Source organism: Streptomyces sp. NBC_00988 (assembly GCF_045162645.1).
In the GTDB taxonomy this organism is placed as follows: Bacteria; Actinomycetota; Actinomycetes; order Streptomycetales; family Streptomycetaceae; genus Streptomyces.
The window spans coordinates 5,881,087-5,899,925 of record NZ_CP108730.1 but is presented as its reverse complement, the minus strand read 5'-3'; the positions used below and the strand labels follow the sequence as shown (position 1 = coordinate 5,899,925).

General features: G+C 68.8%; 23 protein-coding genes. 17 read left to right on the top strand and 6 right to left on the bottom strand.

Annotation, left to right across the window (positions count from 1 at the left end):
- The first annotated feature begins 27 nt into the window (after positions 1–27).
- Positions 28–942, top strand: a complete 915-nt coding sequence (locus OG496_RS26880; protein WP_405972702.1) for a winged helix-turn-helix domain-containing protein — start codon at positions 28–30, stop codon at positions 940–942.
- 58 nt (positions 943–1,000) lie between these two features.
- Here the strand turns inward: OG496_RS26880 and OG496_RS26875 are convergent, their stop codons facing one another.
- Positions 1,001–1,189: a hypothetical protein gene (locus OG496_RS26875; RefSeq protein WP_019062567.1), complete on the bottom strand. Its 189-nt coding sequence runs from the start codon at positions 1,187–1,189 to the stop codon at positions 1,001–1,003.
- Positions 1,190–1,345: 156 nt separating this feature from the next.
- Here OG496_RS26875 and OG496_RS26870 point away from each other — a divergent pair, with 156 nt between their 5' ends.
- Both OG496_RS26870 and OG496_RS26865 read left to right on the top strand, forming a co-directional pair.
- Positions 1,346–2,227 carry a winged helix-turn-helix domain-containing protein gene (locus OG496_RS26870; RefSeq protein WP_405972701.1) on the top strand — a complete coding sequence of 294 codons (882 nt, stop codon included), beginning with the start codon at positions 1,346–1,348 and terminating at the stop codon, positions 2,225–2,227.
- Between the two features lie 29 nt (positions 2,228–2,256).
- Positions 2,257–2,964, top strand: a complete 708-nt coding sequence (locus OG496_RS26865) for an HAD family hydrolase (RefSeq protein WP_405972700.1) — start codon at positions 2,257–2,259, stop codon at positions 2,962–2,964.
- On the opposite strand, the gene OG496_RS26860 is transcribed toward OG496_RS26865, so the two are convergent.
- Complete coding sequence (locus OG496_RS26860) at positions 2,955–3,137, bottom strand: hypothetical protein (RefSeq protein WP_399395949.1); 183 nt, start codon at positions 3,135–3,137, stop codon at positions 2,955–2,957. The two genes, OG496_RS26865 and OG496_RS26860, sit on opposite strands and share 10 nt — an antisense overlap.
- 206 nt (positions 3,138–3,343) lie before the next feature.
- Here OG496_RS26860 and OG496_RS26855 point away from each other — a divergent pair, with 206 nt between their 5' ends.
- From OG496_RS26855 to OG496_RS26845, 3 genes are all read left to right on the top strand, one after another.
- Positions 3,344–4,264, top strand: coding sequence for a GntR family transcriptional regulator (locus OG496_RS26855; protein WP_405972699.1), 921 nt, complete (start codon positions 3,344–3,346; stop codon positions 4,262–4,264).
- 163 nt (positions 4,265–4,427) lie between these two features.
- Positions 4,428–6,653, top strand: coding sequence for a phosphotransferase (locus tag OG496_RS26850; RefSeq protein ID WP_405972698.1), 2,226 nt, complete (start codon positions 4,428–4,430; stop codon positions 6,651–6,653).
- A 40-nt stretch (positions 6,654–6,693) separates the two neighbouring features.
- On the top strand, positions 6,694–7,581 hold the full coding sequence (locus OG496_RS26845; protein ID WP_405972697.1) for a hypothetical protein: 888 nt from the start codon (positions 6,694–6,696) through the stop codon (positions 7,579–7,581).
- Between the two features lie 6 nt (positions 7,582–7,587).
- Here the strand turns inward: OG496_RS26845 and OG496_RS26840 are convergent, their stop codons facing one another.
- Together OG496_RS26840 and OG496_RS26835 are read right to left on the bottom strand one after the other, a co-directional pair.
- A complete protein-coding gene (locus OG496_RS26840) occupies positions 7,588–8,550 on the bottom strand; it encodes a zinc-binding dehydrogenase (RefSeq protein ID WP_405972696.1) in 963 nt (320 codons plus the stop codon).
- Positions 8,551–8,609: 59 nt separating this feature from the next.
- Entirely contained in the window at positions 8,610–9,452 is an 843-nt protein-coding gene (locus tag OG496_RS26835; RefSeq protein ID WP_405972695.1) for a nitroreductase/quinone reductase family protein, read from the bottom strand.
- 210 nt (positions 9,453–9,662) lie between these two features.
- On the opposite strand from OG496_RS26835, the gene OG496_RS26830 reads away from it, so the two are divergent.
- A complete protein-coding gene (locus tag OG496_RS26830) occupies positions 9,663–10,286 on the top strand; it encodes an RraA family protein (protein ID WP_405972694.1) in 624 nt (207 codons plus the stop codon).
- 76 nt (positions 10,287–10,362) lie between these two features.
- The gene (locus OG496_RS26825) at positions 10,363–10,860 is read left to right on the top strand and encodes an HAD domain-containing protein (RefSeq protein WP_405972693.1); all 498 of its coding nucleotides are present in this window, start codon (positions 10,363–10,365) and stop codon (positions 10,858–10,860) included.
- Between the two features lie 40 nt (positions 10,861–10,900).
- Here the strand turns inward: OG496_RS26825 and OG496_RS26820 are convergent, their stop codons facing one another.
- Complete coding sequence (locus OG496_RS26820) at positions 10,901–11,974, bottom strand: aminoglycoside phosphotransferase family protein (protein ID WP_405972692.1); 1,074 nt, start codon at positions 11,972–11,974, stop codon at positions 10,901–10,903.
- A gap of 63 nt (positions 11,975–12,037) precedes the next feature.
- Here OG496_RS26820 and OG496_RS26815 point away from each other — a divergent pair, with 63 nt between their 5' ends.
- The 5 genes from OG496_RS26815 (at position 12,038) to OG496_RS26795 (ending at position 15,669) form a co-directional block, all read left to right on the top strand.
- The gene (locus tag OG496_RS26815; protein WP_405972691.1) at positions 12,038–12,490 is read left to right on the top strand and encodes a GNAT family N-acetyltransferase; all 453 of its coding nucleotides are present in this window, start codon (positions 12,038–12,040) and stop codon (positions 12,488–12,490) included.
- A gap of 55 nt (positions 12,491–12,545) precedes the next feature.
- Positions 12,546–12,977: a hypothetical protein gene (locus OG496_RS26810; RefSeq protein WP_405972690.1), complete on the top strand. Its 432-nt coding sequence runs from the start codon at positions 12,546–12,548 to the stop codon at positions 12,975–12,977.
- Positions 12,974–13,843: an SDR family oxidoreductase gene (locus OG496_RS26805; protein WP_405972689.1), complete on the top strand. Its 870-nt coding sequence runs from the start codon at positions 12,974–12,976 to the stop codon at positions 13,841–13,843. The genes OG496_RS26810 and OG496_RS26805 overlap by 4 nt, the downstream gene beginning before the upstream one ends.
- A gap of 244 nt (positions 13,844–14,087) precedes the next feature.
- The gene (sigJ, locus tag OG496_RS26800) at positions 14,088–14,984 is read left to right on the top strand and encodes an RNA polymerase sigma factor SigJ (RefSeq protein WP_405976712.1); all 897 of its coding nucleotides are present in this window, start codon (positions 14,088–14,090) and stop codon (positions 14,982–14,984) included.
- Positions 14,985–15,072: 88 nt separating this feature from the next.
- Complete coding sequence (locus OG496_RS26795; protein WP_405972688.1) at positions 15,073–15,669, top strand: DUF4240 domain-containing protein; 597 nt, start codon at positions 15,073–15,075, stop codon at positions 15,667–15,669.
- An 85-nt stretch (positions 15,670–15,754) separates the two neighbouring features.
- Here the strand turns inward: OG496_RS26795 and OG496_RS26790 are convergent, their stop codons facing one another.
- On the bottom strand, positions 15,755–16,258 hold the full coding sequence (locus OG496_RS26790) for an NUDIX domain-containing protein (protein WP_405972687.1): 504 nt from the start codon (positions 16,256–16,258) through the stop codon (positions 15,755–15,757).
- A 179-nt stretch (positions 16,259–16,437) separates the two neighbouring features.
- Between OG496_RS26790 and OG496_RS26785 the strand changes: the two genes are divergently transcribed.
- The 4 genes from OG496_RS26785 to OG496_RS26770 all read left to right on the top strand — a co-directional run bounded on the left by OG496_RS26785 (position 16,438) and on the right by OG496_RS26770 (position 18,825).
- Positions 16,438–16,866 carry an ester cyclase gene (locus tag OG496_RS26785; protein ID WP_405972686.1) on the top strand — a complete coding sequence of 143 codons (429 nt, stop codon included), beginning with the start codon at positions 16,438–16,440 and terminating at the stop codon, positions 16,864–16,866.
- Positions 16,867–17,222: 356 nt separating this feature from the next.
- On the top strand, positions 17,223–17,654 hold the full coding sequence (locus OG496_RS26780; protein ID WP_366496644.1) for a helix-turn-helix transcriptional regulator: 432 nt from the start codon (positions 17,223–17,225) through the stop codon (positions 17,652–17,654).
- Between the two features lie 56 nt (positions 17,655–17,710).
- Positions 17,711–18,358: a hypothetical protein gene (locus OG496_RS26775; RefSeq protein WP_366496645.1), complete on the top strand. Its 648-nt coding sequence runs from the start codon at positions 17,711–17,713 to the stop codon at positions 18,356–18,358.
- Between the two features lie 131 nt (positions 18,359–18,489).
- On the top strand, positions 18,490–18,825 hold the full coding sequence (locus OG496_RS26770; protein WP_078651503.1) for a DUF2516 family protein: 336 nt from the start codon (positions 18,490–18,492) through the stop codon (positions 18,823–18,825).
- The last annotated feature ends 14 nt before the right edge of the window (positions 18,826–18,839 follow it).

Sequence of the window (18,839 nt, the reverse complement as noted above, 5' to 3'; positions counted from 1 at the left end):
CCCAAAGATGGCGGGAAGTTGTAGTGTTTGGTCGTGGACCCGGAACACGCCACCGTCAATGGACGGACGAGGTCACCACGGCCACAGTGGTCACACCGCGAGCTGGCCGACGAGCTGCGCACCCGGATCAGGTCCGGTGTACTGCGGCCCGGCCAGCGCATGCCCACCCAGGCCAAGCTGGCGGACGAGTTCGGCGTCGAGCGCGGGGCCGTACGACAGGCCCTGCGCATCCTGCAGTCCGAGCAACTGCTCACCAACGTGTCCAAGGGCAGCCCGGCGACCGTGGCCCCCGACCTCAACCTGGCGCTGACCGGCCCGGGAGCCCCGCCGCAGCCCACGATGGTGGGCCTGGGACCGCGCATATCGGAGGCCTTCGCACAGCCGCACGTCGAGATAGAGGCGCTGTGTCTGACGGCGGTCTCGCTCACGCTGGCCATCGGCGAACCGCTGCGGCAGATCCATGCCGGACGTCTGAAACCGGCCAAGGTCGACGTCCGGGTGCTGCTGCCGAGCAGCGACATCGAACTCGCCTTCCCCTCCCAGGTGGATGCCCCGGCCGACGGCCGGCTGCAACGCCGCTGGCTGGCCCAACGCAACGCCCAGGGCCAGGTGTTGAAGCACAACCTGCTCGCGTTACGCGCGACGCACGGCATCGACGTGCACATCACGTTCCGCGCGCTGCCCTTCACCCCGCCCGTGAAGCTGTACCTGCTCAACGGCTCGGAGGCGCTCTTCGCCTACTACACGCTGACCCAGCGCGAGGCGGAGATCGGCCACGAGCAGGTGGAGATGTACGACGCGGAGGGTACCCAGTCGATGCTGTTCGCCTTCGACCAGGGCGCGGGGCTGCGGGACACGACGTTCGTGGAACAGTCGCACCTGTGGTTCAACGCACTGTGGGAGACGATCAGTTCGGAGCTCACGCTGACACCCACGAGCTGATCGCCTCCCGCAGTGGCTGACCTGACGTGACCTTGGGGGCGGCCTTCGGGTCGTACGGTCACAGAGCCGGTCCGGTGACCAGCAGGGCCAGGACGACGGCCCCGATGGAGCTGATGGCCGGGCTCTTGGCCTTGATGCCGATGGAGAGCAACAGCAGGCCGATGATCCCGGTGGCGCCGTACTTCCACTGGACGATCTGCTCGAAGCCGACGACGAAGACGGCGGAGAGGAGGGCGATGGCAGGCACGGTGGTTCCCCCTTCGGGCTGTGGAAGCAAAACTTCCACCAACTTGGAGAAGTTGGCAGCCAACTCTGCTTAAGTTGTTCCCGATTGGCACCTACTCACACCTACTTACAATCAGGTTCCAAACAACTCCCCTTAGATGGGGCAGAGTTATACCGTTTGGTCGTGACCCAGGAGAACGTGGCAGTGAACGGCAGCAGAAGCTTCTCGCCCCAGGAGATCGCCGACGCCCTGCGTGACCGCATCCGCACCGGCGACCTCAAGGCAGGAGACCGCCTGCCCACCCAGGCCGACCTGGCGGAGGAGTTCGGGGTCGAACGCGGCGCCGTACGCCAGGCACTCCGCCTCCTCCAGGAGGCAGGCCTCCTGACCAACGTGAGCAAGGGAAGCCCACCACGGATCGCGGAGCCGCCGACGCCGACAGGGGGCGAGCCTCAGCCGACCATGGTCGGCCTGGCCCCGCGCCTGTCGGACGCGTTCGCGGCATCGAACGTACGCGTAGACGTCGTGTGCCACACGGCGGAGACACTGATGCTGGCCCTGGGCGAACCCCTCCGCCAGATCCACGAGGGCCGCCTCAGCCCCCAGTCGATCGAGGTCCGCATCCTGGTCCCCTCCAAGGAGATCACCCTCGCGTTCCCCGTCCCGGCCGACGGCAGCGACGAGGACAACTCGGTCCACCAGCGCTGGCTGTCGATGCGCAACGCCCAGGGTCAGGTGCTTCAGCACAATTTGCTGGCTCTGCGGGCCACGCACGGCATGGACGTCCGCGTGACCTTCCGCGCCCTCCCCTTCACCCCGCCCGTGAAGCTGTACCTCCTCAACGGCCAGGAGGCGCTGCTCGGTTACTACTTGCTGACGCGGCGGGAGGAGGAGTACGGCAGCCAGACCCTGGACATGTACGACGCCCTCGGCGCCAAGTCTCTCCTCTTTTCCTTCCTCCGACAGGCCGGCGAGCGGGACGCGGCCTTCGTGGATCAATCGCAGCTGTGGTTCAACGCCCTCTGGGAAACCATCACGACGGACCTGACACTCTCCTAGTGACTCCTGATACGGCGCAGACTGAACCGGTGACAGTAGAGACAGAGAACCTGCGAGAACTGATCACCAAGGCCCGCAACGTCCTGTTCGACTTCGACGGTCCGGTCTGCCGTCTGTTCGCGGGGCACACAGCTGAGCGGGTGGCGGGCGAACTGGTCGAGTGGCTCGAAGGGCGGGGACTGCACGGGCTGTTGACGGAGTCGGAAAGGGACTCCCTGGACCCGCACATGGTGCTGCGCGCCGTCGACCGCCGGCACCCGGGCAGCGACCTGGTCGCGGAGCTGGAGGAACGTCTCACCCAGGAGGAACTCCGGGCCACGTCCTCGGCGATGCCCACGGCGTACGCCGACCCGCTGATCCGCACCTGGTCGGCGGTGGGCTCCCGGCTGGCCATCGCCACCAACAACTCCCCGCGAGTGGTGCGCACTTACCTGGCCGGCCGCGGGCTCGTCCCCTGCTTCGCCCCGCACATCTACGGCCGCACCCAGGACCTCCACCTCCTCAAGCCCGACCCGCACTGCCTCATCCGCGCACTGAACGGCCTGGGCGCCGCACCGTCGGCCACCTTGATGATCGGCGACACCCCGACGGACCTCGAAGCCGCGCAAGCGGCCGGAGTGCCGTTCCTCGGCTACGCGCGTAACGACCGCAAGGAGAAGGTGCTGCGGGACGCGGGGGCCGAGTATGTCGTCGGCTCGATGGAGACGGTGTTGCGGGTGGTGCTGGATCAGGCCTGAGTCATCAGGAGCACGAAGATCACGGCTCCGACGGACAGGCAGGCGGTGTTGCGGGCCTTGAGACCCACGCCTATCAGGAAGAGGCAGAGGAGGCCGAGGGCCCCGTAACGCGACTGCAGTAGCTGTTCGATGCCGAGTGCCATGACGGCTCCCAGCAACTCGATGACGACCATGGGACCCCACCCCTTGCCTGTCGGAGAGTGTTTTTGTCTGACGCCTGATCGGCAACCCGTCCAATTGGACTGGTTGTTGAATTTGGTGTGCCCCGGCTGCTTGATCCCTTAACGCTGCCGCGAAATGTGTATGGCTGACCGTCAAATTCGGCCGCGGTATGACTGGAAGTGGTTTGCCTGGTCCGGTGAGGAGGTACGGTCGTCGTGTGAGCTCAGGACGTGGCGAAGGCGGCGGCAGGGAGTCCAGTGCCTTGTTGGAGGAGCTCCGTGTCCGCATCGCCGACGGCACATACGCGGTGGGACAGCTCCTGCCCACGCAGCGCGAACTCGCCGAGGAGTTCGGAGTCTCCCGTGACACGGTCCAGCGTGTTCTGCGTGAGCTGAAGGACGAAGGGTGGATCGAGTCCCGTCAGGGAAGTGGTTCGCGCGTGGTGAAGAGCCCCATGCACTCGGGCCGGGTTCCGCAGGCGGCACCCCGGCTGCGGGCGGCACTGGGGCCGTTCGTCGCCCGGGCCTTCACCCAACGGGTCGTGCAGTTGGACGTTTTCACCCTCACGTCCGAGAGCCTGGACACTCACGTCCGCCTACAGGCCGAACACATCCGCACGGGGGAGATCGCCACCCCTGAGCGCATCGAGTTGCGGATGTTGCTGCCCTCCGAGTCGCTGGAACTTCCGTATCCGCGTGCCCTGAAGCTGAAGGGTGTGGCAGACGGAGCTGATGGGGCCGACCAATTGGGCGGGTTGCAGGAGCGGACGCAACAGCGGTTGAGGGACATCACCCGGCTGCACACGACGTCGCTGCGCGCGGCCCTGCGGAACCTGCAGACAGAGGGAGTGGTGCCGTCGGTGAACGTGGAGGTCAGGAGTGTCCCCCTGGTCCCTGCCTTCAAGTTGTACCTGCGTCGAGGCGCCGAAGCCCTGTTCGGCCCGTACGAAGTCGTGGAGCGCTCCATCCGCCTCGACGAAGACACGGAGATCGACGCTCTCGACGTTCTCGGGCTGGGGTCGACGCTGATACGGCATGTCAACGACGAGGGTGACCCCAACTCCACCGGATCGGTGTTCATGGAGAGCATGCAGGCGTGGTTCGACGCCTGCTGGGAGCGCCTGGCCCTGACCTCCTGACATCCGCCGGTCGTTCGAGCGAAGTCATCAAGTGGGTTTCGGTTTAGCGAGGTTGCGCCATGCGCTACCGCCTTGGGCATTACAGTGTGCCCACCCTGCTCGCAGCGCATGCACATGGGCGGCGACGTACAGCTATTCAGGAGCGACCTTGGGTGGTCCACCAATGCCCGGAACTCCCTCCAGGGCGAGGGATACGGGCGACGCCTTCGACGGGCTCGTGGCCTGCGCCAAGAACGAGGGGAAGTTCAGCCGGGGTCACCACAACCTGAACTATGTCGTCCGACCGCCGCAGGACGCCTGTTTCAGGCTGCCGGAGCTGAGGGGGCACGACCGCGTCACCGTCCGGGAGCGGATCCGCGATGTGCTGCCGGTCGTCATCAGGACGTGGCAGGACGAGGCGAGGATCCTCGACGCGCTCCGTGGCGTGCTGCCCCATGTGCCGCAGTGTCTCGTCAGACGCGAGGACATGACCGTCCTGAGCTATGTCCAGGGCGTGCCGTTGTCGACCGTCCGCCCCAACGGCACGCAGGTGGATTCCGAGCTCATCTCCGCCCTCGCCGGCCTGCTCGCGGACATGACGCAGGTACGCAGAAAGGATCTGCCTCCGCTGCCGCAGTCCTGGCCCCGGCACAGCAGGGACAGCCGGGCGTTCCTCCGGGCTCTGGCCATGGCGACGGAGGAACAGATCAGGAAGCGCAACTGGCCGAAGTTCGGAGGTCTGTTCGCCACGCTGGGTATTCCCGGGGACGCCATGGTGCGGTTCGCCGAACGGGTACCCGCGATGATCAGCCGCCCTTTCAGCCTGCTCCACACCGACCTGCACCGCGACAACGTGATCTTCTCGTACCACGGCGCCCCGCCTCTGATCTGCGTCGACTGGGAGCTGGCCACCTTCGGTGACCCGGTGCACGACCTCGCCACCCATCTCGTACGGATGGACTACCCCGCTGAGCAGTGGTCCGAGGTGATGGATGCCTGGCGGGCTGCCATGGACCTGCGGTGCGGCGAGGCGGGCAAGGGCGCCGAGCGGGACCTGAAGCACTATGTCGACTTCGAACGCGCCCAGTCCGTCTACCCGGATGTGATGCGCGCGGTGACGTCGCTCGGCGACAAGTTCGACCAACGGGAGCTGGATGCCGCGACGTACGCGGTGCGCAGGGCCCTGTTGCTGGCCGAGGCTCCCCTGCGGCTCAAGAGCGTGCCGGACGAGAAGTCCATCGAGGGGATTCTCTTCCGGTGGAACGTGTCCAACGGAAAGAAGCACAGCAAGCACCAGATCAAGTTGCACATCCCCTGGCGGCGGGACCCCAGGGTTCCCGAGCACCCCGAGTTCCCGGCGTGGGCGGTGCGGGACGCCCTGTTCGCGGAGGGCGCGGCTCCCGCGGACCACGTGTTCAAGGGAACGGCTCATCTCAGCACGGCGGTTCGGGTACGGGACATCCCCCTCCCCGTCATGGTGCGGCGGAAGGTGGGATCGGCGAACCCACGGGAACGGCGGTTCCTCAACGAGCACGCCGTTCTGGGGCTGATCGAGGCATCGGGTGTGCGGGTCCGTGCCCCGCGGGTGCTGGCACTGGGAACCAGCGGTCCCCATTGGAAGGACCAGTTCACCATTCACTCGTACGAGGGGCCGAAGGGCGAGATCCGGCATCCGGACCATCCCGCCGAGGGTCTGCTGCCGCACGAGGCGGACGATCTCGTCGACCAGCTCTGCGAGTTGACGGCAATCGAGTGCGAGGAGCTGGGTTCGGACACCCTGGGGCACGACTTCTTCTATGGCCTGCGCGGCGAACTGCTCCGCATGGTGTCCGAACTGTCCAAGGAGACACTGAGGTTGGCCCGGCAGCTGGGCCTGCCTGGAGACATTGTCCGGCTGGGGGAGATCCTCGACCGGTACATGCTGACCCCGCGCCGTTCCGTACTGCTGCACGGCGATCTCAACCCCTGGAACCTGGTGCGTCGCGAGGACGGTACGGGGCTGACCCTCATCGACTGGGAGATGGCGATGGTCGGCGATCCCCTCTACGACCTGGTCCGCCACATGCACCTGACCCCGACGAGCCCGGACATTCGCGACCGCCTGTTCACCCGCTGGGCGAAGAGGATGCCGGAGGAGTGCACCAAGGGCTGGCGCGAGGACTGGAACGTGTACCGCTGGACCGAGACCGTGCGGTCCGCCTATGTGGACCTCGACCGGCTCGTGACCGGAGACAGCCTCGAAGCTCCCAACGTCCGCCGGGCGGTGGACACATACGCCATGACCTTGAAGACGGCGACCGCGTCACTCGGGCTCAGGGCCAGATCGACAGCCAACCCCTATCTTGCCTTCGACCTGCCTCGGGCCGACCATGGACAGGCGTGGACGAACGAGCACCCCGCACACATGTGACGTGCGGCTGTGCACTGCGCGATGGGGGAGGGGGCTCGTGATGCGCGGCGGCAGCGGCGGGTTGCCCGAAAGCACCGTGGGCGAACGGCTCAAGCGGTTCCAGGCCCGGTACCAGTCGACGGTCACACGGCTTCTGCTTCTCGTCGTCTTCGTCATCGGGCTGATCGCGCAGTTCGTGAAGCCGGTGGGCGACGCTCTTCAAGGCAAGGTGTTCCTCGGCAGCGCGCTCCTCAGCGTGGTGGCCTATGTCCTGTACGACAAGGTCAACGACCTCGATGCATCACTTCGGCTGCCGTCCCGCGCCCAGGTGAAGTCACGCGAGTTGGGCACCTTCGTCACCGAGGCCTTCCGTGCGCGGACTGTGGAGATCAGCTTTCTCGGCTACACCGGCGAGACGCTCTACAACGAGCTCTACCACCGTCTGGAGGGCCTCCACGAAGATCCTGGTCCGACGCGGCACGTGGTGGTCAGATTCCTCGTCCCGGACTTCCGCGCTCCCATGACGGTGCCCTCCCGGGTGGGCACGGACGGGTTACCCGTCGATGACGAGGAGTTCCGCAGGCGGATAGAGGTCAAGTGCAGGGAGTTCGACCAGCGACTGTCGGCCATCGCGCAGCGGTTGACGTCGGTGGGGCGGGTGACGGCCGCCTGCGAGTACCGCTTCTACCCGGGCATACCACGTGACAAGATCTGCATCTTCAACCGGGAACTGGTCCTGCACGGCCTCTACGACGTGTCCGCCCGCACCATGGGATTCAGCCCGGAACCCGACTACTACGATCCCCAGGGATACCGCACCGACCTCAACATCTGGTCGCGGGAGGACACCGACGACGCCAAGGCCGCCATCGTGACGTGGAACAGGCACTTCGACGCCCTGTGGGAACTGGCCGCACGGCCGCCCTGGCACAGGGGCGTGCCTGGCTGAAGGCGCTCAGCTCTTGAGCACCACTTTCCCCACCAGTACTCGGCCCTCGACAACCGCATGCGCCTCTCCCGCACGCCCCAGCGGGAACACCTCCCCGATCACCACCCGCAACCGCCCCGCCACCACCTCCTCGAAGGCGTACGAGGTCAACCGGCGCAACTCCGCCGGAGGGAACTGGATGTCCGCGATGCCGAACAGCTTGATGCCCCGGTCGGCGGCCTCCTTCGTGTCGACGGGGGCGAAGGTGCCGGACGGGGCCCCGTGGGCCGAGAAGCGGCCGCCGTCCGTGGTCAACGGAAGGGCCGTGGCGCCGAGTTGGCCGCCCACGCCGTCCAGGATCACGTCGGCCGCGCCGCCCAGTGCCGCACGGGCCCGCGCCGGCCAGTCGGAAGCCGAGACGTCCACCGCCGCGTCGGCGCCCAACTCCTTCACCAGTGCCAGCTTTTCCTCACCCCGAGCCAGCCCCACGACCAACGCGCCACGTGAACGGGCCAGTTGGACCAGGAGCGTGCCCATGCCGCCCGAGGCGCCCAGGATCAGGACGCGGTCGCCGGGAGACACGGCGGTCAGTTCGACGAGGCCGGACGCGGTGACGCCGTCGTGGACCAGGGCAGCCGCCGGCAGCAGGTCCAGGCCGTCCGGTACGACCGTCAGGGCCGTGGTCGCCGCCACCGCTCGCGAGGCGTAGCCGCCCTGGACGTACGACGTCACCCTGCGGCCCAGCCACTCCTCCGGGACCTCCGGGCCGAGCGCGCTGACCACCCCGGAGACGCCGCCGCCCGGGACGTACGGCGGTGTCGTCGGGAAGAACTCCTGGCCCCAGCCGGTCCGCACCTGGGTCTCGACGAAGATCGTGTCGACGTACGCGACGTCGATCAGCACCTCGCCCGGACCGGGGACCGGGTCCGGCAGTACCACCGGGACCAGGACCTCCGGCCCGCCGAACTCCTGTACCTGTGCTGCACGCATGACCAACCTCCGCCGCGTCGGGATATGCGTGCAGTCTTCGACCTCAAGCAGGCTTGAGGTCAAGCGGTGGCGTCGAAGAGCGGGATCAACTCCTCCTCCTCGTACGTCAGATGCGCCTCAAGCGCCGCCGTCAGCCGCTCCACCTCCGCGCGGACCACGGCCGGTTCCCCGGTCGTCGCGAGCGTCCCGCGCAACTCCTCCACCAGCGCCGCGATCCGTTCGTGTTCCTCGCGGAGGCGGGTCACGGCTGGGGTGGAGCCGGGGTGGCGTTCGGCGATGAGGGGGAAGAGGACGGTGTCCTCGCCGGTGTGGTGGTTGTGGAGGCCCTGGCAGAACGTGAGGCAGTTGACGCGGAGTTGGGCACCGAGAGTTGTTGTGGCTGTACCGGAGGTCAACTCGTCTCGGATCAGGGACAGTTCGCGGCGGAACGCGTCGTGGACCACCTTGATGGCCTCGCCGAAGGACGTCGCGTTGATGTTGCCCGGGCCGCCCTGCGCCAGGCTGTGGAGGGCGACGACCGGGATGACCCGGTCGGTCTTCTCCTGGTACGTCGCCCAGCCCGCGTCCGCCTCCACCGCTCGGGCGAAGAGCCGGTCGCGTTCCTCGCCGGTGAGGACCTCGGCCCGTGCCTCGTAGGTGAACACGCCGCTCTCTACGGTGACTTGGGGGTGGGCGACGAGGTTGCGGAACCAGTCCGGGTGCCGGTTGGAGCCGGCCGCCGAGGCGATGACGAGGACCCGGTCGCCGTCGGGGAGGTAGCCGACGGGGGTGGTGTGCGGGGTGCCGGTGCGGGCGCCGGTGGTGGTGAGGAGGAGCAGACGGGCACCCTCGAAGTAGCCGCTCATACGGCCCCGGTTGGCGCGGAACTCGTCGATGACCGGTTGATTGAAGTCGTTGGGCATGCGGTGGTGATCTCTTCTCTCTGTCGCTGCGGCTGATGTGATGACTCGACTCGACTCGACTCGAATTGATTCGACTCGACTTCGACTTGGACGCAGTGACAGATGGCGGGGCTCTCGCCCGCCTCGGCCTCACTCGGAGGCCGGGTACCCGACTCGCTCACGGCACAAGGCCGACCCGGCAGTCATGAGGGGGACGGTAGCGTCCGTCGTATGACTGACGCCACCGAATTCGAGGACATCCCTACGACCACCCTCGCCGACCTGCTCGGCCACGAGCAGGTGCTGGACCTCGGCGTACGGGCGTTGTGGGGACCGATGCCGCGGCTCGCCGGGCCGGCCTTCACCGTGCGGTGTCCGCCCGGCGACAACCTCATGCTGCACGCGGCCATCTACCGTGCCGAGCCCGGTTCGGTCGTCGTCGTGGAGTCGGGGGATGTGGAGTACGCGCTCGCTGGGGGGAATGTCTGTGCCGTCGCGCAGGGGCGCGGGATCGCCGGGTTCGTCGTCGACGGGGTGATCCGTGACGTGGGGGAGGTGCGGGCGGCCGGGTTCCCGGTGTTCGGGCGGGGGGTCGTGCCGATCCCGGGGGTCAAGAAGGCCGTACTGCCGTTGAACGAGCGGGTGCGGTGCGGGGGCGTCGCCGTCGACGCCGGGGATGTCGTGGTGGCCGACGAGGACGGGGTCGTGGTCGTGCCGGGTGCGCGGCGGGCCGAGGTGCTCGCGGGGGCGTTGGCGCGGTTGGTTCAGGAGGGCGACGAGAGTCTTGACGACTGGGAGGCCGCGCACCGGGCCCGGGTCGACGAGCTGCTGCGCGCGGGCGGCTTCGAGGGGTGACGTGCGTGCCGTAGGGGAGGAATGGAATGGCTGACGGGCGTGGCGGAGGAGAGGAAAGTGTCCGATCCTGTTGGCGATGCTCCTCTTCCTCGATGTCGACGGGACGCTGCTGCCCTTCGGTGCGTCGCGGCCCTACCCGGTGTACGAACCGGGCTTCGCGCCGCCGGCCGCCGCCGCCCCTCCGCTCCTGACCCGGATCGACCCCTCGCTCGGGCCGCGGCTCGCCGCGCTGCGGTGCGAACTGGTGTGGGCGACGACCTGGATGGACGACGCGAACGTCTGCGTCGCGCCCTGGCTCGGACTGCCCCAACTCCCCCTGGTGGACTGGCTCGACCCGGCAGAGGAGAGCGAGAGCGCGGCCGGCGGTCGCCTGCACTGGAAGACCCGGTCGCTCGTTGCCTGGGCCGCCGGCCGGCCTTTCGTGTGGGTCGACGACGAGATCCGGGACGCCGACCGCGACTGGGTCACCGCCCACCATCCCGAACGGGCCCTGCTGCAACGCGTCGACCATCGCTACGGGATCACGGGCGCGGACTTCGATGCCATGGAGGCGTGGTTGGCGGTCAACCGGTAGCGGGGGGTGGGCAGTTGGGGTTCAGGGGGGCAGTCGACCGTCAGAACGGGGGCTCCTCGTACGACAGTTGACGCAGCCACCTCGCACTCTCCGTCGCGCCCGCCGCCCGCGTCTCGTCGGACGCGCCCGGGAAGTGCCGGCCCCATGAGACCGCGCGGCCGACGACACCGAGCCGTCCCGCCAGGGTGAGTGCGCGGCGAAGTTCCTTGCTGGTACGGCCATTTGCCGTCCAGGGTTCCAAGTAGGCGTCGCGCAGGCGGGGCAGTGCGTCGGGGCTGTAGCGTTCGGTGACGCGCCCGGCGGGGACCAGAAAGCTGCAGAACGGGTGGGAGACGGCCGCGTCGCCCCAGTCGAAGAAGGTGTAGCGGCCGGGCTCCGGGTTGAACAGCTGGCCGTCGTGCAGGTCGGAGTGGTCGAGCGAGTCGGGGATGCCCAAGTCGGCCAGTTCTTCGGACCAGTTGAGAAGGCGCGGCCGTAGGGCATGCAGGCTGGTGGGATCGAGGTCGGGGGCGGGTTGCCGTAGCACCGCTGTCTGTTCCATGACCGAGCGGATGAACTCCACCGTCTCGTCGAAGACTTGGGGGAGGGCTGTCGTCCTTGCGCTGGGGACGCCGAGTTGTTCCAGGTCCTTGGTGTACGGGACGAGGGCGCGCTGCATCGTCGCGTACTGGCGCAGCGGTTCCTCCCAGGCGCGGGGGTCGGTGGGGGTGCGGGCGAGGACCTGGCGGAAGAGTTCGCCGCCGTCGGGGAGCAGGGACCAGCCGCGGTCGGCGTCGACGGCGAGGGGTTCCAGGACGTACTCCGGGACCCAGCGGGCGAGTGCGGCGGTGAGCGGTGCCTCGAAGGCGCCGGCGGGGGGATTGGCCTTCAGCCATACCGAGGTGGAGGTGGTGGCGGCGCCTTCGACGGGGATGCGGACCAGGACGGACCACGGGCGGAGACGTACGCCCCGGCGGGCTGTCCCGCTCTCGCGCAGTCCCCTCGCCGTGAGTTCGCGGGCGGCCCAGCCGAGCGCCTCGTTCCGCCAAGTCGCCTGGTCCCAGGGCGTTTTGGCGTCCTCGTACCGGCCTCGGTCCATGATCGCCGATGTGTCGGCGCCGTCGTTGTCGTGCATCGGGTCATTCCAGCAGCGGGGCCGCCCGGGTTCCATCGATTTCCGCGCGGTAACGTGCTGATCATGGCGGACTGGGAGCTACGGCCCGCGTCGGCCGCCGATGTCGAGGCGATCGCCGAGCTGCGTGCCGTCGTACTGCGCGGTGATCTGGAGCGGCTCGGCCGGTACGACGCGCGGCGGGTGCGGCAGCGGTTCCGGGACGGGTTCGAACCGGGGTGCACCTGGGTGATCGAGGTGGACGGGGAGTTCGCCGGGTGTGTGGCGCTACGGCCGGACGCGGGCGCCCGTTGCCACTGGCTGGAGCATTTCTATGTGGGCGCGCAACACCAGGGGCGCGGGATCGGTTCCGGGGTGCTGGGGGAGCTGCTGGAGCGGTGTGACCGTGACGGTGTCCGCGTCGTACGGCTGAACGTGCTGCGGGGGAGTCCGGCCCGGCGGTTGTACGAGCGGCACGGGTTCGTCGTCGAGGTCGAGGACGCGGTGGACGTCTTCATGGTGCGGCGGCTGCCTACCTGACCTGCGGCTTCGGCCTCCGCCGTGACATTCGCGGGGGCTGTGTCGTCGTACGGGTATGAACACAGGAATCCGGTACGTCAGCCTCGGTCTGCTGGCCGTGGTCAGCCTGTACACAGGGCTGTGGGCCTACTTCTCGCCCACGGGGTGGTACGCGCACTTCCCCGGGCTCGGGCTGAGCTGGCTGCCCCAGCTGGGCCCCTACAACGAACACCTCGTCAAGGACGCGGGGTCCATGTTCCTCGCGCTGGCCTGCCTGACGGTCATCGCGCTGCGCCAGGTGCGGAACACCCGGCTGGTGCAGACGACGGGTGCGGTGTGGCTGGTCTTCAACGTGCTGCACTTCAGCTATCACGTGCAGCACCTCGACATGTACGGGACGCGTGACCAGGTGCTGAACGTCGTGTCCCTGGCCGCGCTCATGCTGCTGGCGGCGGTGCTGCTGGTGCCGGTGCGGGAGCGTTCCGGGCGGCAGGGTGACAACCGATGAAGGCGAGGACCGGCATGCGGGTGGCGGTGGCGGGCGGTACCGGGCTGGTCGGGCGGTACGTGGTCGAGGAACTGGTCGCCGCCGGGCACGAACCGGTGGTGCTGAGCCGGTCGCGGGGCGTGGACCTGGTCTCGGGCGGCGCGGGGCTCGACGCTGCCCTCGACGGTGCGGACGCCGTCGTCGACGTGAGCAACGTGACGACCACGAGCGCGCGGAAGTCGGTCGCGTTCTTCGACGCCGTCGCGCGCAATCTGCTCGACGCGGGGGAGCGGGCCGGCGTACGGCATCACGTGGCGCTGTCGATCGTCGGCATCGACCGGGTCGGGCTCGGCTACTACCAGGGCAAACTCCGCCAGGAGGACGTGGTGCGGGCCGGGTCGGTGCCGTGGTCGGTACTGCGCGCGACCCAGTTCCACGAGTTCGCGGAGCAGACCCTCGAACGGGTGCCGAGGCCGCTCGCGGTGGTACCGCGGATGCGGACCCAGCCGATCGCCGCGCGGGAGGTCGCCCAGCATTTGGTGAAGCTGGCGGCGGGCCCTGCCCAAGGCATGGCCCCGGATCTCGCCGGGCCACGCGTCGAGCAACTCGTGGACATGGTGCGGCGGTTGCTGCGGGCCAGGGGCGAACGGCGGTCGGTGGTGCCGGTGCGGATGCCGGGTGGGGTGGGGGCGGCCATGACGGGGGACGGGCAGTTGCCGGTGGGGGGTGGGGCGCGGGGGACGCAGACGTTCGACGAATGGCTCGCGGCGCGGGACGTGGAGGGGAGCGGGCGGGGCGTGAAGGAGGGCGTGCGGGGCGAGGGGGAATCGCGGGTCGCGCGGGAATCGCAGGATTCGCAGCACTCGCAGGATTCTCAGGGGGGATGAGCGCCGCCGTGCTGTGCAACTCGCGGTCCGGGTCGTTGTCCGGATCGGGCCAGGACCCGACTGTCCCGGCCACCCTGGCCATCCCGAACTCGCAAGACTCGCAGGGGGGATGAGCGCCGCCGTGCCGTCCAACCCGCCGTCTGACTCGCGGCCCGACTCGCCGTCCGGATCGGGCCAGGACCCGGCCCTCCCGACCGTCCCGCCGCCCCCGGCCAACCCGCCCGTCCCGACCCTCGGTTCGCTCATGGCCGAGCGTCGTCGGCTGCTCAACCTCGGGTACCGGATGCTCGGTTCGGTGCAGGATGCCGAGGACGTCGTACAGGAGACGTACGCCCGTTGGTACGCGCTGTCCGAGGAGGGGCAGCGGGCGATCGACGTGCCGATGGCGTGGCTGACCCGGGTCGCGTCGCGGATCTGCCTGGACCAGTTGGGGTCGGCGCGGGTCCGGCGGGAGCGGTACACCGGTGAGTGGCTGCCGGAGCCGGTGCGGCACGGGGCCGGGTGGGCCAGCACGGGTGGCGGTGCGGGTGCCGAGGATCCCGCCGACCGGATCACCCTCGACGAGTCGGTCAGCATGGGGATGCTGGTGCTGCTCGACTCGATGACGCCCGCGGAACGTGTCGCCTTCGTCCTCCACGACGTGTTCGGCCTGCCGTTCACCGAGATCGCCGAGACGGTCGGCCGTACGTCGGCCGCCTGCCGACAACTCGCCTCCTCCGCCCGCCGCCGCCTGGCCCGGCGCCCGCCCGGCAGCGCCACGGCGGAGGAACACGGGCGCGTCGTCACCGCGTTCCGCGAGGCCTGCGAGACCGGGGACCTCGACGCGCTGGTCGCGCTGCTCGACCCGGCGGTCGAGTCGCGCAGCGACGGGGGCGGCAAGGTGCGGGCGGCTCTGCGTCCGGTCATCGGCCGGGACAAGGTGGCCCGCCTCTTTCTCGGGCTCATGCGGCGAGAACCGGAGATGGAGCTTGTCGAGGACGACGTCAATGGGATGCCGGGGGTGGCGGTACGGATCGGCGGGACCACGTTCGCCGTGCTGTCGCTGGGGCTCGGGGGTGGGCTGATCACCGATGTGTGGTTGGTGGTCAATCCGGACAAGCTGCGGGCCTGGAACGGGTACGGCGACGGCGGGACTCCCTGACGCTTCCACCGCTCGAACCTGGTTCGTCCCTGGTTCGTCCCTGGTTTGTCGATCAGGCCTTGTCAGAGGGGTCTGGCACAGTGCCGGCGTGGACATCGATACCTTCTGGGACATCGTCGAGGCGTGCCGACGGCAGGCACGGGGCCGGGACGGACGGCTCACGTGGTTGCGCGACGAGCTGTCGCGCAGGCCGTTGACCGAGATCGTGGGGTTCCAGGTGTGTCTGGACGAGGTGACGTACGAGGCGTCCACCCGGGACCTGTGGTCGGCGGCGGAGCGGATCCTCGGTGGCCGGTGTTCGGACGACGGGTTCTGTTACTTCGGGTTGTGGATGGTGGGGCTCGGCCGGGAGGTGTTCTCCCGGGCGGTGACCGGTCCCGATGCCGATCCCGATGCCCTGGCCGACGCGCCGGAGATCCAGGAACTGGCGGGCCGCCCACGGGAGTTGTGGCACGACGACTGGCCCGACTGGGAGTCGCTCGACTACGTCGCCATGGAGGCGTACGAGATCGCGACCGGCGTCGACGACGACGGCGACGCGTTCGACGACGCCGTCGAGACGGAACGGCGCGATGGGAACGGGATGGGCGGTTCAGGGCCGCTCGGCGGACGTCGGGCCGTGATCGACGAGGGTGAGGTGGCGCGCACGCTGCCGAGACTGAGCGTGTTGTTTCCCGTCGGCTGAGTGTGATGTCCCGCGAGGCCGCTGCCGCGCTTGTCGCAGACGATGGCGGGCAAGGGCGGGCAAGGGCGGGCAAGGGCGGGCAAGGTCAGGACCGCGCGGTCCGGAACGCGAGATAACGGCTGAAGGCTTCGTGGCTGTCGGGGGTGAAGTGCCACTCCAGCAGGGCCGACCGCAGCTCCGGCTCCGTCAGCCAGCCGTGCCAGGCGACCTCGTCGGGATCGGGGACCACGGCATCCGGCACCACGGCTTCGTGCACGCCGAGCCAGTGAGGGCTCAGTCCGCCGCGGTTGAGGAACGTGAACAGCGAGCGCGGCAGCACACGAATGCCCAGCTCTTCGGCCAGCTCCCGCGCGGCGGCCTGTTCATAGGACTCGCCGACATCCACCGCGCCACCGACCACGACCTCGTAGAGCCCGGGGAAGCGCGACAGCTCCTCCGACCGCCGGTGAACGAGGATCCGGCCACGCCCATCACGGCACACCGTCACGGCCACCCGGTGCAGCCAACCCTCCTGGACAGCCTGCCGGCGGCTGACCACCACTCCCAGCTCACGATCCTGATCGTCGACACGCTCCACCAGTTCGTCCACGACGCACACCCTGGCAGTGCCCACTGACAACGCGGCTTCCCTGCGACCCGTGGAGAACGAGTGGTGTGACTGAGCACCCCACTTGGCCATTCCGCGCATCACGGTTGGCCACACCCCCTGAGCGCGCCACCTGCGAGGTCTCGTTGTGCTCGACGGGAGACTGCTGAACACTCGGCAGGGTGGATACGGAGCACAACAAGGCGGTCGTTCGCGAGTTGGACGAGCTGGGCAACGGTGGCGGCGATCTTGGTCGGCTGGATGCGTTGTGCACGCCCGACATGGTCAACCACGCACTGGCACCCGGCATGCCGACCGGGATCGAGGGCACGCGGCAGTTCCTCCTGCGGGCCCGCCGTGACCAGCATCCGGCCCGTTGGGTGGAGTCGCACATCGTCGCGGACGGCGACATGGTCGTCCAGTTCGGCGTGCGGGAGCACGAGTGGCCCGGAGGAACGTTCCGAGGCTTCGACGTGCCGAGCGGGACGTACCGGAGAGAAGTCGCCTTCGCCTATCGACTGGTCGATGGACGGATTGCCGAACGCTGGGCGGTACGTGACGACTTGGCGATGCTGCTACAACTCGGCGCGCTGAAGCCTCCACCGCACTGAGCACCGGCCGACGCCCCGTCAGGTCCTCCCATAGCAGAGCGCCATCTTCGAAGACCGCCGGTCAACCGCCCGTCGCGAAGCCGTGGAGCTCGCGAAGCCGAGCCGCGATGGCCCCCGTCGCGGCTCGGTCGGCTTCGAAGAACTCACGGCGATGACTCGGATCGCTCCCAGACGCGCGAGTCCAGTACATCGGGTAGGCGGCAGTCATCAGACGTTCCACCGCCTCGATCACCGCAGGATGCAGCAGCAGAGCGGACTGCACAGTGGCCAAGTGAGGCGCTCGGTCACAAGTGGCACAGCACACTTTTGCAAGCAGGTGCTTGCAATAGTTAGCGCCGGTGATGCAAGGTGGAGGCATGGCAACGCTCAACGTCGGCAATCTCGGGGAGTATCTGCGTGAGCAGCGGCGCAACGCGCAGCTGTCTCTGCGGCAGCTCGCCGATGCCGCCGGGGTGTCGAATCCGTATCTGAGCCAGATCGAGCGCGGGCTGCGCAAGCCGAGCGCGGAGGTGTTGCAGCAGGTCGCCAAGGCGCTGCGGATCTCCGCCGAGACGCTGTACGTGCGGGCCGGCATCCTCGACGCCGAGCGGGACCGGGACGAGGTCGAGACGCGTGCCGTCATCCTCGCCGATCCCACGCTCACCGAGCGGCAGAAGCAGGTGCTGCTTCAGATCTACGAGTCCTTCCGCAAGGAGAACGGGTTCGAGATCGCCGACGGGGACGAGAGCATCGGCCCCGGTGCTGCCGACGGCGGCGACGGTGCCGCGCCGCACGAGACCGCCGGCTGACCCGCGGACGTACAACACAAAACCCTCAGCTGATAGCAACCGGGAGGACCATCACCATGGCCATCACCGATGACCTGCGCAAGACCCTGAGCGACCCCACCCCCCTCTACTTCGCCGCCGGCACCGCCGACCTCGCGCTCCAGCAGGCCAAGAAGGTTCCCGGCCTGGTCGAGCAGCTGCGTGCCGAGGCGCCGGCCCGGATCGACGCCGTGCGCGGCACCGACCCGAAGGCCGTGCAGGAGAAGGCCGCCGCCCGTGCCAAGGAGGCCAGCGCCAAGGCCAAGGAGGCGCAGGAGACCTTCCAGACCAAGGTCAACGAGTTCATCACCAGCCTCGACGGTGACTTCAAGAAGCTCAGCAGCACCCTCGACGCCGACCTGAAGAAGTTCGGTGAGTCCGCCCAGGACTTCGCGCTGCGCGGTGTCGGCGTCGCCGCCGAGTACGCCGTCAAGGCCCGCGAGGCGTACGAGAAGGTCGCCGAGCACGGCGAGCAGGCCGTGAAGACCTGGCGCGGCGAGGCCGCCGACGAGATCGAGGAGCTCGCCGTCGCGGTCGAGCCCGACCCCACGCCGGTGGCCGAGCCCGTCGTGGTGAAGGCCGAGACCCCGGCCCCGGCCGCTCCGGCGAAGAAGCCCGCCGCGGCCGCGAAGAAGGCCCCGGCCCGCAAGACCACCGCCAAGAAGACGACTCCGCCCGCCAAGTAACACGTACGGGTGATCAGTAACGGGTCGGGCACTCCACGAGTGCCCGGCCCGTTCTTCGGGTAGCGGGAATCCGGTTGCGGGTACGGTGACCGCGTACGGACGAGTCGAGTCGGGTGGTGGACGTAGTGCTGATGCAGGGCTTCACAGGGTTCATGTGGCTGTTGAGTACCGCCCTGATCGTTTTCAGTGGCTTCGCGCTGGTCGACGCGGCCACGCGTCGCGAGGACGCCTATCGCGCGGCGGACAAGAAGACCAAGCCGTTCTGGCTGATCGTCCTGGGGCTCGCCTTCGTGGTGAACCTCATCTTCAACATCCTGTCGTTCCTGCCGATCATCGGCCTCGTCGCGACCATCGTGTACATGGTCGACGTGCGCCCGGCCCTCCGCGGCCTCCCCGGCGGCGGCCGCAGCCGCAGAGGCGGCTCCAGCAGCGACGGCCCCTACGGCCCGTACAACGGCGGCCGCTGAAGCAGCCGTACGGC

Bases quoted from the DNA above. Each gene is read 5' to 3' on its own strand.
- OG496_RS26860 (WP_399395949.1), bottom strand. From the start codon at position 3,137: ATGGTCGTCATCGAGTTGCTGGGAGCCGTCATGGCACTCGGCATCGAA.
- OG496_RS26850 (WP_405972698.1), top strand. From the start codon at position 4,428: ATGCCCGGAACTCCCTCCAGGGCGAGGGATACGGGCGACGCCTTCGAC.
- OG496_RS26845 (WP_405972697.1), top strand. From the start codon at position 6,694: ATGCGCGGCGGCAGCGGCGGGTTGCCCGAAAGCACCGTGGGCGAACGG.
- OG496_RS26840 (WP_405972696.1), bottom strand. From the start codon at position 8,550: ATGCGTGCAGCACAGGTACAGGAGTTCGGCGGGCCGGAGGTCCTGGTC.
- OG496_RS26835 (WP_405972695.1), bottom strand. From the start codon at position 9,452: ATGCCCAACGACTTCAATCAACCGGTCATCGACGAGTTCCGCGCCAAC.
- OG496_RS26830 (WP_405972694.1), top strand. From the start codon at position 9,663: ATGACTGACGCCACCGAATTCGAGGACATCCCTACGACCACCCTCGCC.
- OG496_RS26825 (WP_405972693.1), top strand. From the start codon at position 10,363: ATGCTCCTCTTCCTCGATGTCGACGGGACGCTGCTGCCCTTCGGTGCG.
- OG496_RS26820 (WP_405972692.1), bottom strand. From the start codon at position 11,974: ATGCACGACAACGACGGCGCCGACACATCGGCGATCATGGACCGAGGC.
- OG496_RS26815 (WP_405972691.1), top strand. From the start codon at position 12,038: ATGGCGGACTGGGAGCTACGGCCCGCGTCGGCCGCCGATGTCGAGGCG.
- OG496_RS26810 (WP_405972690.1), top strand. From the start codon at position 12,546: ATGAACACAGGAATCCGGTACGTCAGCCTCGGTCTGCTGGCCGTGGTC.
- OG496_RS26805 (WP_405972689.1), top strand. From the start codon at position 12,974: ATGAAGGCGAGGACCGGCATGCGGGTGGCGGTGGCGGGCGGTACCGGG.
- sigJ (WP_405976712.1), top strand. From the start codon at position 14,088: ATGGCCGAGCGTCGTCGGCTGCTCAACCTCGGGTACCGGATGCTCGGT.
- OG496_RS26780 (WP_366496644.1), top strand. From the start codon at position 17,223: ATGGCAACGCTCAACGTCGGCAATCTCGGGGAGTATCTGCGTGAGCAG.
- OG496_RS26775 (WP_366496645.1), top strand. From the start codon at position 17,711: ATGGCCATCACCGATGACCTGCGCAAGACCCTGAGCGACCCCACCCCC.
- OG496_RS26770 (WP_078651503.1), top strand. From the start codon at position 18,490: ATGCAGGGCTTCACAGGGTTCATGTGGCTGTTGAGTACCGCCCTGATC.